The sequence below is a fragment of the Clostridioides sp. ZZV15-6597 genome (assembly GCF_020657815.1).
Lineage (GTDB): Bacteria > Bacillota > Clostridia > Peptostreptococcales > Peptostreptococcaceae > Clostridioides.
In genome coordinates, this window is record NZ_JAGWCT010000098.1 from 1 (window position 1) to 14,876 (window position 14,876).

14 protein-coding genes are annotated in these 14,876 nt (G+C 27.2%); 13 read left to right on the forward strand and 1 reads right to left on the reverse strand.

Annotated elements, in window-relative coordinates:
* Positions 1 to 1,148: ATP-binding protein (locus KGF52_RS16860; RefSeq protein ID WP_227840974.1), on the forward strand; the 1,148-nt coding region annotated here is incomplete at its 5' end.
* Between the two features lie 4 nt (positions 1,149 to 1,152).
* Entirely contained in the window at positions 1,153 to 1,731 is a 579-nt protein-coding gene (locus tag KGF52_RS16865) for a LuxR C-terminal-related transcriptional regulator (RefSeq protein ID WP_413927402.1), read from the forward strand.
* Between the two features lie 138 nt (positions 1,732 to 1,869).
* Here the strand turns inward: KGF52_RS16865 and ytaF are convergent, their stop codons facing one another.
* Positions 1,870 to 2,493 (reverse strand): sporulation membrane protein YtaF, encoded by a 624-nt coding sequence (ytaF, locus tag KGF52_RS16870; protein ID WP_227840975.1) that lies wholly within the window; start codon positions 2,491 to 2,493, stop codon positions 1,870 to 1,872.
* 183 nt (positions 2,494 to 2,676) lie between these two features.
* Here ytaF and KGF52_RS16875 point away from each other — a divergent pair, with 183 nt between their 5' ends.
* The 11 genes from KGF52_RS16875 to KGF52_RS16925 all read left to right on the forward strand — a co-directional run bounded on the left by KGF52_RS16875 (position 2,677) and on the right by KGF52_RS16925 (position 14,580).
* Positions 2,677 to 3,324: a helix-turn-helix domain-containing protein gene (locus KGF52_RS16875; protein ID WP_227829508.1), complete on the forward strand. Its 648-nt coding sequence runs from the start codon at positions 2,677 to 2,679 to the stop codon at positions 3,322 to 3,324.
* Positions 3,325 to 3,528: 204 nt separating this feature from the next.
* Entirely contained in the window at positions 3,529 to 4,587 is a 1,059-nt protein-coding gene (locus KGF52_RS16880) for a potassium channel family protein (protein ID WP_227840976.1), read from the forward strand.
* Between the two features lie 103 nt (positions 4,588 to 4,690).
* Positions 4,691 to 5,875: a D-alanyl-D-alanine carboxypeptidase family protein gene (locus KGF52_RS16885; RefSeq protein WP_227840977.1), complete on the forward strand. Its 1,185-nt coding sequence runs from the start codon at positions 4,691 to 4,693 to the stop codon at positions 5,873 to 5,875.
* Positions 5,876 to 6,081: 206 nt separating this feature from the next.
* Entirely contained in the window at positions 6,082 to 6,795 is a 714-nt protein-coding gene (gene rpsB / locus KGF52_RS16890; RefSeq protein ID WP_003424537.1) for a 30S ribosomal protein S2, read from the forward strand.
* 78 nt (positions 6,796 to 6,873) lie between these two features.
* Positions 6,874 to 7,785 (forward strand): translation elongation factor Ts, encoded by a 912-nt coding sequence (tsf, locus tag KGF52_RS16895; RefSeq protein WP_021384993.1) that lies wholly within the window; start codon positions 6,874 to 6,876, stop codon positions 7,783 to 7,785.
* 83 nt (positions 7,786 to 7,868) lie between these two features.
* Positions 7,869 to 8,573 (forward strand): UMP kinase, encoded by a 705-nt coding sequence (gene pyrH / locus KGF52_RS16900; RefSeq protein ID WP_227829506.1) that lies wholly within the window; start codon positions 7,869 to 7,871, stop codon positions 8,571 to 8,573.
* A gap of 25 nt (positions 8,574 to 8,598) precedes the next feature.
* The gene (frr, locus tag KGF52_RS16905; RefSeq protein WP_227829505.1) at positions 8,599 to 9,156 is read left to right on the forward strand and encodes a ribosome recycling factor; all 558 of its coding nucleotides are present in this window, start codon (positions 8,599 to 8,601) and stop codon (positions 9,154 to 9,156) included.
* A gap of 2 nt (positions 9,157 to 9,158) precedes the next feature.
* Positions 9,159 to 9,362 (forward strand): hypothetical protein, encoded by a 204-nt coding sequence (locus tag KGF52_RS16910; protein ID WP_227829504.1) that lies wholly within the window; start codon positions 9,159 to 9,161, stop codon positions 9,360 to 9,362.
* Positions 9,363 to 9,390: 28 nt separating this feature from the next.
* Positions 9,391 to 10,125 (forward strand): isoprenyl transferase, encoded by a 735-nt coding sequence (locus tag KGF52_RS16915; RefSeq protein WP_227434789.1) that lies wholly within the window; start codon positions 9,391 to 9,393, stop codon positions 10,123 to 10,125.
* A gap of 12 nt (positions 10,126 to 10,137) precedes the next feature.
* Positions 10,138 to 10,917, forward strand: a complete 780-nt coding sequence (locus KGF52_RS16920) for a phosphatidate cytidylyltransferase (RefSeq protein ID WP_227434788.1) — start codon at positions 10,138 to 10,140, stop codon at positions 10,915 to 10,917.
* 618 nt (positions 10,918 to 11,535) lie between these two features.
* The gene (locus KGF52_RS16925) at positions 11,536 to 14,580 is read left to right on the forward strand and encodes a diguanylate cyclase domain-containing protein (protein ID WP_227840978.1); all 3,045 of its coding nucleotides are present in this window, start codon (positions 11,536 to 11,538) and stop codon (positions 14,578 to 14,580) included.
* Positions 14,581 to 14,876 lie beyond the last annotated feature (296 nt).

Sequence of the window (14,876 nt, forward strand, 5' to 3'; positions counted from 1 at the left end):
TTGCACTACTTTATTTATTACAAATAATTATAAGTTTTATAAGCTTTATATTCTTAATCATCTTATATAAAAAGACTGTGATACTTGTTTTAAAGTGTGAGAAAAGAAATTTTATATATTCAGCTATTTTATTATTTATATTTCTTGTATATGCTATAGCTTTTGCTAAAAAACAGGAATATGTTGAGAATCTAGGAATGTATTTAATTGTATCATTAGCCATATTTAGTATCCATAATATTGCTATAAAGGATAAGGGTGATATAAAACAAACTACTATGCTAAATGGTAAAAAAAGATTGATTTTTATTTCTCTAATAAGCATATTTTTTTTTGGAATTGGAAAACTATTAGACCTTAATATAATTACATGTTTTATAATAATACATTGTATATTTTGGTTTACTTTACTTTATTTTATTTTAATTTGCACAAATATTGATGATATCATCTGCAATAAAAATTCAGTAGAAAAATTTAATGTACAAGAAAGTAATTTAATAAATAATCTAATGCAGATATATAATGAGGAAGAACTTAAAAAGGATTTTTCCAATTATTTACATGACGAAATATTACAAGATTTACTGTCAATTAAAAATATGATGAAAAAATCTGAAAAGCCAGATGTCAAATATATAATCGTAAGTACATTAGAAAAATTAAATTTATCTATTCGTGACCAAATGCAAAATTATCATCCAATATTATTAAAAACACTTACATTAAAAGAAAATATAGAAAATATGTTTGTTATGATTAGAGGTAATTATTTATCTAAAAATATAGAAATTTGTTTTACATGTGAAGATAATATATTTTTGGCTGAGCCATATAATTTTATTATATACCGTATATTAAAAGAGTTAGTAACAAATGCTTTTAAACATTCAAATTGTTCTAAAATCGAAATTTCACTAATTCAAAAAAATAAAGATATAATTCTTTCGGTATTAGATAATGGAGTAGGAGTGGAAAGTGAATATGATTTAATAAGACATCAAAATAATGGGCTATCATCTATTCAAGAACAATTACATAGGTTAAGTGGCGTTCTTAATATTGATAAGACAGCTTCTGGATTGAGTATTAGTGTAAAAATTCCTATGGAAGGAGAGAACTATTATAAATATTTTATTAATAGATGACCATGTGTTATTTGCAAAAAGCTTAGAAATTGCATTGGAAGATTATACTGAAATAGAAAAATTTATTTATATTAAAGATATTTCCCAGGTAATTTCAATAATTAAAAATGAAAAACCCGATATAATTCTTATTGATATTAATTTAGGAAAGATTGATAATGATGGGTTGTCTCTAGCAAAAGACATTATAAGAATGATACCTAAAGTAAATATAGTCATGTTAACGGGTTATGATTTACCTGTATATAAGTATGAAGCTCAAAAAATGGGTACTAAAGGCTTTATAAATAAAAATATCGAGCCAGATAAATTTATTGAAATATTAAATCAGATTCAAAATGGATATAATTATTTTCCAGATGAAATAAAATATATTGAAGAGCTAACGGATAGAGAAAAAATAATATTGCAATTTCTATATAATGGAGTTAAGAGAAAAGATATAGCAAGTCAATTATATTTAAGTGAGCGAACAGTGTCTAATCATATCCAAAATATTTTTGATAAACTAAATGTATCTTCTTCATTAGAAGCTGTCACAAAGGGAGTTCAGCTTGGATATATTAAACTCAATATGCAATAAGAAAAGTTTGTAATTTAGTAAAGGTATTTGATTGTCAATTTTTATCTAATATAATAATTAAATTTAAATAGAAGTTTTTATCTTTTAAAATATATATAAAAAGGCTATCTAAAATAAAATTTTAAGATAGCCTTTTTGTTAACATATTTTCATAAATCCAATAATTAGTAAAATCAAACCACTTAACCAAGATAAATTTAGATTTATATTTTTAACAAATACATTTCCTAGTAAACAACCAAATGATACTGCTATTACATTTGAAATTAGAGAAAACAAGATAACTTGTATATAATTTACACCTACAAGACCACTCCCAAATCCAATAGCTAATCCATCTAAGCTTAAAGCAAGTGCAAGTGTAAATGCTTCAGCAGATTTAAGACTTTTAGATTTATTTGTATCTAAAGTATCAGGTTCAACACTGACATTAAAATTTAATTTAAGGTCTAGCATATTAAATTTGTAATCTTTTGAATGTATGGATTTTTTCTTAAAATAAGATTTAAAGAAACTCTCAACTAATCGAGCACTTCCTAATAAAAATAAAATTAAAAAACATATTAACATTGTTATATTTTGAGGTAAGAAGTCTCTGGCTATTGTACCTGCAAAAAGTGAAATTGCCAAAATTGCTGAACAAACCACACTAATAATTATATTCGAATATAAAGGAACTTTAACTTTATTTACGCCATATCCAAAACTTGTTACGAAGGCATCTATACAAAGAGAAGTCACTAATAAAATTGATTCAATCACAGTAGATTAACATCCTTTCTCTTAAATTTTGTACTTATATATTTATAGTATTGTAAAAAGAGATAAATTGTTACAGATAAACCAATAGAGTGTTGATAAAATTTCAACATTTTGCAACACCTAAAAAACAAAAAACTCATATTATATAATATAAAACCAAACATAATAAAGCAGGTGAAAATAATGGAGCAACATAGTGAGGTTGAGAATTTTGGTAATCTATTGAAGACGTTATTAAAAGAAAAGTCAACATCAATGGGAGAATTGAGCAAAAAAAGCGGAATTGATAAATCTACTATATCTCGAATAGCAAATAATAAACAAAAACCAAATATAAATCACCTAGAAAAGATTGCAATACACTTAAATGTAAACTTAGAAGAGCTATTAAAAGCATCAGGATATGAATTTAAAAACAGTAATAATAAACAAATTTTTAATATAGATAGCGATTTTAGTAACTTTGATGATGTACTAGGATTTGCAAATTTAATTAATGATAAAAATTTCAACGGAAATATTGAGAAAGAGTTAAGTAAATGTAAGTTATATGTTCAAACAGATGAAGGGAAAAAATTACTTTTTGATAATTTTAGTAAAAAAATAGATTCCATAGAAAAACAAGGTCAATTTACAGATAGGCTGAGAGATATGTATGCTGAATTTTGTACAGGAAAATTAGGAATAAAGAAATATTTATTAATTGGAAGTATGTTGCTTTACTTTGTTATATCAACAGATGTTATTCCAGACTTTGTATTCCCAATAGGATTTATGGATGACTTAGTAGCATTAAATATGGTTACAAAACTACTTAGAAAAGATAAGTAGTTTTGTAATTATACTACTTTAATGAAGATGACAAGCAAAGGTGTTGAGTATAGATAAATTTTACTGTTCATCTAATGAGAAATAACTTGAAAATTTTAAAATAAACAATTTAATATATATTTTGTATGTATTTAAGTATATAAAATAAAATAATATCCAAACTAATACAAAATAGTGATAATTTTTTTGTACTGGAGGATATTTATGAATTGCAAATGGATATCTAAAATAGATGAAAGAAAAAAATGTCATAGAGAAGCAGATTCTTCTGGATATTGTATTTTTCATAAAGAAAATAAATCTAGTGAAGATATAAAACTAATGATGGACAATATATATAAGGAAGAAATAAATGAATTTAATGGCTTTATATTTGAAAATAAATTTAATGCAGAAGAAATATTAACTTATGACTATAAATTATTAAATTTTTCTGAAACAATATTTAAACAAGAAGCAAATTTTAGAAAATATCTTTTTAAAAAAAATGTTATTTTTAATTATACAGATTTTAGGGGTCAGGTATTTTTTAATGCTTGTGTATTTTTAGAAAATTGTGATTTTAATAAAACAAAGTTTAATAAGGTATATATAAATGATAAGATATTTGAAAAAGTAAAATTTAAAGGGCCTGATTTAGTAGTTAATAAGGTAGAAAATTTTCCAAGAATGGATGGAATAATTTTTAGTATGTGTACAAAATTTATACTTAAAAATGTGGAGTATGGAAAAAGTGAATGCAAGCATGGAAAAATAAATTATAGAATAGCTAGAAATCAAGCTACAAAAATTGGAGATTATGAGATGATAGGACCTTATTATTATAAGGAAAGAATTTATAGTAGTAAAATGATAAAACGCTCTGATTATCCAACTCTCAGCAGTTATTTAGTTGAAAAGTTTTTTGACCAAATAGCGCACTATACTACAGGTTATGGAGAAAAACCGTGGAATATATTATTTGTGATTATAGCTATAATAAGTAGTTTTGCCCTATTATATCTATTTGTAGGTATAGAAAGTTCAAACAGTACAATTATAACTCTAAATATAAATAACTTAGGTAATTATTCAGCAAGTGAAATTTTTAAAACGTATATAGATTTGTGGTATTTTAGTATGGCTACATTTAGTACAGTAGGATACGGAGATATGGTTGCTACAAGTTTGATTGGTAAAGCTTTAGCAGGTATAGAAGTATTTTTAGGAGTTACAATAGGAGCAATTTGGGCATCTGTGATTATTAAGAGAATGATAAGATAATATCTGTGTAAATATGGATAGGTATTAATTACTAGATATAAATTGGACTAAAGAGGGAAAATTTAAATATAAATATACTTAATAATCCAAGAAGGTGAAAAAATTGAAAAACGGAATAAAAAAAATTTTAACATTAACTCTGATTCTAGCATTTATAATACCAAATTATTCATATGCTGATGAAAAATCCGTAGACAAATACTCAAAAACATCTATACTTATAGACCAAGAAACAGGTAGAGTCTTGTATGGTAAAGAACCTGATATGAAGGTACCTTTAGCAAGCTTAAGTAAGATGATGACTTTTTTGCTTGCAATAGAGGCTATTGAAAATAAAGAAGTAAAAGAAACTGACATAATAAAGATAGACAAGTCCATTGCTTCAGTGAAAGGTTCAAGCTATAAACTAAAAGTTGGTGAAGAAGTGCCACTTATAGAACTTATGAGAGGTCTTATGATTGTATCAGGAAATGATGCCGCAATTGCTATAGCAAAACATATTTGCAAATCTAAAGAAGCATTTGTAGATAGGATGAACAAAAAAGCAAAAGAAATAGGAATGACTAATACCCATTTTTTAAATCCAAATGGTCTTCCAATATATGATTTAAGTAATCCAAAAAAACCAGCAAAAGAAAATATATCTACTGCAAGAGATATATCTATTCTTGGAAAATACATGTTTGACCATTATGAAAAGCAAGTAACAGCTATAACTGATATGGAAACCTATACAAACTCAGATAGAAGCTTTGAAAAAAGCAATACAAATGCACTATTGAGAATTATACCTGAAGTTGATGGTATAAAAACAGGGTACACTGGGAATGCTGGTTATTGTTTATCATTTTCTATGATTGTTAATAAGAATGATAAAAATGAGAAAAAACGTAGAGTAATAGGCGTTGTATTAGGTGCTAATCATAAAGATAAAAGAATATCTTCTTCTTTGGCCATGTTAAAATATGGAAAAGAGAATTTTAATATGAAAAAAGTAATTGATAAAGATAGCTTTATTGGTAAGAGATATATAAAAGGAATGAAAGAATTAGAGGTTACTTTAAAAGCCAAAAATGAACTTTATACAATATTAAAAAATGATGAAAATATAAAATCCGAAGTAAAGATTAAAAATATGGAATATCCTGTTAAAAAAGGTGATACTATGGGTACTATAAAATATTACACTAGCTCAGGTGATTTACTTGGAAGTGTAGATATAGTCAGTGATAATAGTGTTGATAATATACCATTAAAAACAAAATTAAAAATGAAATTTGCAAATTAAATTCAAAAAAATGGTATAAAATATACAAAAAAATATAAAAATAGAAAATATGGAAAAAATATTGTTATTTTTTCACCTCTATGATATACTACTAGAGGTGAAAAAATAAAATAAATCACACACAGCATTGGGATCCTTAAAAGGTGCCTATTACATGGTTTTTTAGGGAGAAGATCAAGCTGGAGGTATAAAACCAGGAGGTAAATATGTCAGTAATATCAATGAAACAATTATTAGAAGCAGGTGTTCACTTCGGTCACCAAACAAGAAGATGGAACCCTAAAATGGCTAAGTATATATTCACAGAAAGAAATGGAATATATATAATCGACTTACAAAAAACAGTTAAAAAAGTTGAAGAAGCTTACAAGTTCACTAAAGAAGTAGCTGAAACAGGAAAGCCAATCTTATTCGTAGGAACTAAGAAACAAGCTCAAGATGCGATAAAAGATGAAGCTGAAAGATGCGGAATGTACTTTGTTAATGAAAGATGGTTAGGTGGAATGTTAACAAACCACAAAACTATAAAAACTAGAATAAATAAATTAAGAGAATTAGAAAAAATGGAAGAAGAAGGCGTATTTAACGTTCTTCCTAAAAAAGAAGTTATAAAATTAAGAGCTGAAAAAGAAAAACTAGAAAAGTACTTAGGTGGAATAAAAGACATGCCTGAATTACCAGGTGCAATGTTCGTAGTTGACCCAAGAAAAGAAAACATAGCTATTCAAGAAGCTCACAGATTAGGTATACCAGTAGTTGGTATAGTTGATACAAACTGTGATCCAGAACAATTAGACTTTGCTATACCAGGAAATGATGATGCAATAAGAGCCGTAAAATTAATAACTGGTGCTATGGCAACAGCTGTAATTGAAGGTAGACAAGGTGCTGAAGAAGAAGTAGCTGAAGACCAAGAATAATAATTTGACAATTAAATGGTAAGGGTTGCCCTTACCATTTATAATATGGAATAGAATAAGTAGGAGGAAACTTAAAAAATGGCTAATATAACTGCTCAAATGGTAAAAGAGTTAAGAGAAAGTACAGGCGCAGGAATGATGGACTGCAAGAAAGCTTTACAAGAAGCTGAAGGAAATATGGAAAAAGCAGTAGATTTATTAAGAGAAAAAGGATTATCAAAAGCTGCTAAAAAAGCTGGTAGAGTTGCTGCTGAAGGTCTAGTTGCAATAGAAATGAACGATGATAACACAGTTGCTTCTATGGTAGAAGTTAACTCAGAAACAGATTTCGTTGCTAAAAATGAAGACTTCAAAGTGTTCGTTAAAGATGCTGCTTGTATGGCATTAGCTACTGATAAAGAAGATATCGCTTCTTTATTAGGTGAAACTCATAGAGAAGGAATAACTTTACAAGAAGTTTTAAATAATAGAGTTGCAAAAATAGGTGAAAAATTAGACTTTAGAAGATTTGCTAAAGTTGTAACTAATGGACAAGTTGCTGGATATATCCACGGTGGTGGAAAAATAGGTGTTCTTGTTGAAATGGAAACAGAAGCTAGAGATGCTAAAGTTTTAGAATTAGGTAAAGATGTAGCTATGCAAGTTGCTGCTATGAATCCTAAATACGTTTCAAGAGATGAAGTAGATGCTGAATACATAGCACATGAAACAGAAGTATTAACTCAACAAGCATTAAATGAAGGAAAGCCAGCTAATATAGTTGAAAAAATGGTTAAAGGAAGATTAGAAAAAGAATTAAAAGAGGTTTGTTTATTAGAGCAAACTTTCGTTAAAAATCCAGATATAACTGTTAAACAATTAGTAGCTGATGTTGCTAAAGCAGTAGGTTCTGATATAAAAGTTGTTAAAGTTGTGAGATTCGAAGTTGGTGAAGGTATACAAAAGAGAGAAGAAAACTTTGCAGAAGAAGTTGCTAAGCAACTTAAATAATAACCAAAGAGAGAACACGCAGGTGTTCTCTTTTTTAAAAAATAGAAAAAATGGATATGAAGGATTGAAATAGGAGGTTTCTGATGGATAAACCAATGTACAAAAGGGTATTGTTAAAATTAAGTGGAGAAGCATTAGCGGGAGCAAGAGGTTTTGGTATAAATAATGATGTAGTTAATGATATTGCTATTGCTATTAAAAAAATACAAGAAATAGGTGTTGAAGTGGCTGTAGTTGTAGGTGGCGGAAACTTCTGGAGAGGTAGAACTAGCGAAGGAATGGATAGAACTACTGCTGACTATATAGGTATGTTAGCTACAGTTATGAATGCAATGGCATTACAAGATGCACTAGAAAATATAGACGTTGCTACAAGAGTTCAAACTGCTATAGACATGAGACAAATTGCAGAACCATATATAAGAAGAAGAGCAGTTAGACATTTAGAAAAGGAAAGAGTTGTTATATTTGGTGCAGGAACTGGAAACCCTTACTTTACAACAGATACAACTGCTGCTTTACGTGCTGCTGAAATGGAAGCAGAAGTTATCTTGTTAGCTAAAAATGTTGATGCAGTATATGACAAGGATCCAAAAGTACATGCAGATGCTAAGAAATTTACAGAGTTAAGTCATATGGAAGTTATACAAAAAGAGTTAAAAGTTATGGATTCTACAGCTACATCTTTATGTATGGATAATAAGATTCCAATAAAGGTATTTGAGCTTACAACAGAGAATATAATAAGAGCAGTAAAAGGTGAAAATATAGGAACTACTGTAAAATAATGAAGAATGAAGGAGGAGTAAAATTATGAAACTAGAAATACATAAGCAATTAGAAGAGAAAATGAATGGGACAATTGATGCTTTAAAGTTCGAATTTGGAACTATAAGAGCAGGAAGAGCTAATGCACAAATGTTAGACAAAATAAGAGTTGATTATTATGGAACTCCAACTCCAATAAATCAAATTGGTGCTATATCTGTACCCGAGCCAAGAATATTAATGATATCTCCTTGGGACAAATCTGCTATGCACGAAATAGAAAAAGCTATAGCTAACTCAGATTTAGGATTAAATCCATCAAATGATGGTGAAGTTATAAGACTTTCTGTACCTGCTTTAACAGAAGAAAGAAGAAAAGAATTAGCTAAAAAAGCTAGTAAAGCTTCAGAAGAATTTAAAGTTAGAATAAGAAATGAAAGAAGAGACGCCAATGAAAAAATTAAGAAAATGGAAAAAGGCGGAGAAATAACAGAAGATGAATTAAAGAAAGCACAAGATGAAGTTCAAAAAATGACTGATAAATTTATAAAAGAAATAGATGCATTATTAGCTAAAAAAGAAAAGGATATAATGGAGGTATAATATTGAAAAAATATTATAACCTTTTAGGTCTTCATATAGATGAGGTAAAACAATATTTTGATGAACGAAATGTAGCTTATACCATAAAATCTATTGAAGGTAAAAAGGATAAAGATAAACTTGTAGTTCCTAGAGTTATAAAAATATCTGAGATAGGTGATAGTGTAGAACTAATAATCACATACTTTTCTGACTCCTTAATTTAAGGAGTCAGAACAATATTGGAGGCAAAATATGAATAACAACATCATGTATGACATAGACTTAAATAACATACCTACTCATATTGCTATTATAATGGATGGGAATGGAAGATGGGCAAAATCCAGATTTCTTCCAAGAACTGCAGGACATAAGGCTGGAGTAGAAACTATAAGAGATATAGTTAAAGAATGTTCAAATTTAGGTGTTAAGCACTTGACACTATATGCATTTTCAACAGAAAATTGGAAAAGACCAAAACTTGAAGTTGATACACTTATGAACTTATTATCTACATACTTAAGAAATGAAATAGCTGAACTGCATCAAAACAATGTAAAAGTAACAGCTATAGGAGAGATAAGTGCTTTACCAAAAACTTGTATAAGAGAATTAAATTCAGCTAAGGAAATGACAAAAGACAATACAGGAGTTAACTTAAATTTAGCATTGAACTATGGAAGTAGGGCAGATATAAAAAATGCTCTTATAGATATAGTAAAAAATTGTGAAAGTGGTAAAATAGATATAAACAATATTGATGAAGATATTATAAAAAACTATTTAAGCACAAAGTCTATACCAGATCCAGACTTGGTCATAAGAACAAGTGGAGAACAAAGATTGAGTAACTTTTTACTTTGGGAAGTTGCTTATTCTGAGTTTTACTTTACTGATATACATTGGCCTGATTTCAATAAAGAAGAATTACAAAAGGCTATATATTTATATCAAAAAAGAGATAGAAGATTTGGAGGACTTAAGTAAGGAGATTATTTTATGCTTACAAGAATTATTGCTTCACTAGCTCTGGTTCCATTATTTCTATTTGTTGTATATGGAGGGATACCTCTTTATATAGCTGAGATGGCAATAGTTTATATTGCATTACATGAATTTTATAAAGCATTTAAAATAAAAGATATACATCCAATATTTATTATAGGGTATATATTTTCTATTTATTTAGCTGTAAAAAATATTTTTAACTTACCATTGGAATATACTTATGCAGTGCTTTTCATTTTATTTTTAGCAAGTATAATTTATATGTTGATGGGCAAAAGCAATGTTATAGATGTTTCGATTACATTTTTAGGAGTTTTTTATATAGGAGTATTTTTAGATTTTATAGTTATAACTATAAATAGCTTTGAAAGAGGAAATATCTATGTATGGCTTATATTTGTAATATCTTTTATGACAGATATATTTGCATATTTTAGTGGCTATTTACTTGGCAAACATAAGTTAATTCCTAAAGTGAGTCCTAAAAAGACTGTAGAAGGAGCTATTGGAGGAATAATAGGAAGTACACTTTGTTGTATTTTATTTGGGTATTTATTTGGTATTGATTTGCTTCAATTGGCTATAATAGGAAGCATAGGAAGTATAATAGCTCAATTGGGAGATTTATTTGCATCTTCAATAAAGAGATATGTAGGGATAAAGGATTATGGAAAGATAATACCTGGTCATGGGGGTATATTAGATAGATTCGATAGTGTTATATTAGTAGCGCCTTTTGTATATAATACTATTAAATTTTTTATTAGATAAAGATTGGTTGGTTTTAAAAAGGCAGTCTATAATTGCTAGTAATGAAAATAGCTATGTAACTTTTAAAAAGCAGAAGAATTCTGTGAGTATTTAGTTACATGGCTATTTTCATTTTTTTTATAATTTAGAAAATATTGTAAAAAATCTTTTTTTATTTAATAATTTCGACATTTTTAAATATATTATCTTTTTATAAGCTATATATCTAAATATAACTGATTTATTCTCAATTTATAAATTTTATTTTTATATATAATTAATCAGTAATAAGTATATTATTGATTTTATTTGATAAGTAGGGGTATAATTTAAGTGATATCTCAAAATAAAGGAAAATATTTCCAAAATATGATAAAATAGATTCAAATAGTTAAATTCTCAATAAATAATATATTTTAATTGTTTATTGAAATATATTAGGTACTCCATCTTCAATATCATCAAGTTGATGATGTAATTTAAAGTATACCAGTATAAAAATAACTTTTGAATTAGGTAAGAATTTATTATACATATAAAAATTTTCAGAACTAGAAAATATGATTGGAATTAAAAAAATAATAGAGAAATGTTTATTTCAAAAAGTTAAAGTAATTTAAGGAGGATGGATTAATAGACATGTTAACTAATAATATTATAGACAAATTAACAAATTTAAAGGGAAATTACAATTTTAGAATGATGCTTTCAAGTTTAGAAACTCAGAAAAAGCCATATGGTATTATGTTTATTGGAATTGATGATTTCGAACAGATTAATAACTTATATTCTTATTCATTTGGAGATAGGGTTTTGAAAAAATTTTCTAAATCTATTTTACCTTTTTTACCTGAAAACATAAGTTTATATAGATTAGATGGAAATGGTTTTGGAATTTTGTATCCAAATGGAGATTGTTATGAATTAACAAAACTCTTTAATAGATTTCAAGATATAGCACAATGTATAAAACAGATTAATGGACATGCTATTTCATTCACGATATCAGGAAGTATTTGCTTTTATCCAAAAGATGGTATAGATTGTGATACATTGTATCAAAATGCACGTGTTACATTTGAAAGAGCAAAAAAGCAAGGCAAAAAAACACTAATTGTCTATTCAAAAGATGAGCTAACTTTTTCGCAGTATTCTATACAGTTGATAGAGTATCTAAGAGAAAGTGTCTTAAATAATTTTAAAGGATTTTATTTAAATTATCAACCACTTATTTTTACTAATAGCAAGAAACTGTATGGATGCGAAGTATTACTTCGCTGGAAAAATACTAATTTTGAAATGAAACTTGGACCAACTGAATTTATACCTTTTTTAGAGTCTTCTGGTCTTATGGATAAAGTTAGCCAATGGGTGATTAAAACAGCTTTAAAACAATTAAAAATATGGATAAAGTATATGCCAAATTTCAAGATGAATATAAATGTGTCATATCAGCAGCTTGAAGAACCTAGCTTCAAGTTTTTTATTTTAGATACTATAAAGGAAGAGGGTATATCTCCATCTCTAATTACATTGGAATTAACAGAAAATGATAACATAAAAAAAATAGAAGAAATAAGGAATTCTTTTGACTTTCTTCGCAGTCAAGGTATTAGGATTACATTTGACAGTTTTGGAGCAAAACATTCATCTTTAGAAATTTTTCGTGAGTTAAGTGCTGATTCTTTGAAAATTAATCATACTCTTTTAAATCGTATTACATATGATGTAATAGACCAAAAAATTGTATCTCAAATTATTAATTTATGTCATAGTATGAATATGTCAGTTTATGTTGAAGGAATTGAAAATAAAGAAACTTTAAAAATAATTGAACAGATGAAACCAGAAATATTGCAGGGATTTTATTATAATGAGCCTATAAATGCAAGTGAATTTTATGAGTATTACTTTAAAAAAAATTTTGAGTTTCTTAATTATCAAGAAGATATTATATCAAAAGACATCTCTATAGAAAAAGAAAAAAGTATGGTATATTCTGTATTTACTCCAACACATCCAATGAATATAAAGGAATTGGTTGATAATGCCTATGCAGGCATATTTCAAGTAGGAATGGACCCTGAATTTACTTTTCTTACATGTAATGAAGGCTATAGAAGGATGTTAGGTTATACTGTCAAAGAGATGGAAGAAAAATTTAAAAATCAAGCATTAGGATTTGTCCACCCAGAGGATATAGAATATGTGAATTATGAAATTAGAAGGCAACTTGGAATTAGTGATATAGTCACAATTGAATTTAGGGTAGTAAAATCTGATGGAACTCCTATATGGATACTTGGAACAGGCAATGTAGTAAAAGGTAAGCAGGGTTCTAAAAGTTTAATTGTAGTCATAATAGAAAATGATAGGCTTAAGAAAAGGTCTTTAGAGATGGAAGAATCATATTGGAAATACAGAAGAGTTTTGGATAATATTCCTGCTTGTGTAAAATGTATTCGTTTTGATGAAAATTTTACTTTAGATTATATTTCTCCTAGCTTTGTATCATTGATAGGTTATACAGAAAAAGAAATTAAAAGTAAGTTTGATGGAAAGTATATCAATTTAATTATTGAAGAAGATAGAAAAATTGTACTTGGCGATATGATAAGTCAAGTTAATTCTGAAGATATAGTTACACTTCACTATCGTATTAGATGTAAAGATAATCGTTTAATTTATTTAGAAACAATTTCTAGGTTATGTAAAAGTGATAAAGATGGAAAGAAGTACTTTTATTCAAGTATTGTAGATGTAACAGATGTAACAGATGCAACTTGTGAAAAAAGTGATAAAAAATCTAATAGACTGGTCAATCGTTATCAGAGGGCTTTAAAACAGTGGGGTGATGTTTTATTTGAATATAGTTTTAAGTATGATACAATAACATTTTCTGATAATTATTATAGTATATTTGGGATAGAACCAAGAGGAACAATTGATGAACAGTTATCAAATATTTATGAAGAAGATCATAAGATTTTACTTGATGCTTTAGAAGAAGCACATGTTGGTAACAAACCAGAAGAAATAGAGATACGTATACGTTCTAAAGGTGATATACATCTATGGTGTTCTATAGTGTTCAATGAACCTGATAAGATTGGGGATACTACTATATCAATACTAGGGAAAATAAGAAATATTGATGAAGAAAAGAGAGAGTACAATAAGTTAATTGAACAATCTCAAAATGATTTAATGACAGGGTTACTAAATAAAAGTACTACTGAGGAAAAGATAAGACATATGTTGCTATCATGTGATGAAAATAAGAACTATGCTTTATTTATGATTGATGTAGATAATTTTAAGGATGTTAATGATACTATGGGGCATGTATTTGGAGATAAAATTTTAATTGAGTTAGCGAAATGTTTGAAAAGTAACTTTAGGACAACAGATATTGTTGGCCGTGTTGGAGGTGATGAATTTATAGCATTTATGGAGTATAATGGAGAAAAAGAAAGCCTACAAAAAAAAGGTCATGATATATTAAAAAGATTAGATACTACGTTTACATATGATGAGTTAAGTTTTGAAATAAGTGTAAGTATAGGTATTTCTATATATCCAGAAGATGGTAAACAGTTTTATGAGTTATATCATCGTGCAGATGGTGCTTTGTATAGAGCAAAAGAAGAAGGTAAAAATACATATTGTATGTTTTCTATCTAAAAATAAAATCAATATTATCAAGAATTGGGTTTATTTTAGTATACAAATGATGGAACTATTTAAGACAAACACATATAACTACAAAGTATTCTAATCACCTTTAATAAGTGATTAGTTATTATAGATACATTATAATTGAGGTAACTGAAAATGCTTTTAATGAAATATCAGAACCAGTTAATTCAATTTTAGAAAAGGTTAAAGCATTAATAAAAGCTTACTTAAAGAAACCTTTAATCGTGAAAAAGTCTACAGTATTATTAAGTGCATTATTGAAATGTCACATCGTATAGAAG

What these genes read in the sequence shown, in the direction of transcription:
- KGF52_RS16925 (WP_227840978.1), top strand. Translation starts at nt 11,536, where the DNA reads ATGTTAACTAATAATATTATAGACAAATTAACAAATTTAAAGGGAAAT.
- KGF52_RS16880 (WP_227840976.1), top strand. Translation starts at nt 3,529, where the DNA reads ATGAATTGCAAATGGATATCTAAAATAGATGAAAGAAAAAAATGTCAT.
- rpsB (WP_003424537.1), top strand. Translation starts at nt 6,082, where the DNA reads ATGTCAGTAATATCAATGAAACAATTATTAGAAGCAGGTGTTCACTTC.
- KGF52_RS16875 (WP_227829508.1), top strand. Translation starts at nt 2,677, where the DNA reads ATGGAGCAACATAGTGAGGTTGAGAATTTTGGTAATCTATTGAAGACG.
- KGF52_RS16920 (WP_227434788.1), top strand. Translation starts at nt 10,138, where the DNA reads ATGCTTACAAGAATTATTGCTTCACTAGCTCTGGTTCCATTATTTCTA.
- KGF52_RS16915 (WP_227434789.1), top strand. Translation starts at nt 9,391, where the DNA reads ATGAATAACAACATCATGTATGACATAGACTTAAATAACATACCTACT.
- tsf (WP_021384993.1), top strand. Translation starts at nt 6,874, where the DNA reads ATGGCTAATATAACTGCTCAAATGGTAAAAGAGTTAAGAGAAAGTACA.
- pyrH (WP_227829506.1), top strand. Translation starts at nt 7,869, where the DNA reads ATGGATAAACCAATGTACAAAAGGGTATTGTTAAAATTAAGTGGAGAA.
- frr (WP_227829505.1), top strand. Translation starts at nt 8,599, where the DNA reads ATGAAACTAGAAATACATAAGCAATTAGAAGAGAAAATGAATGGGACA.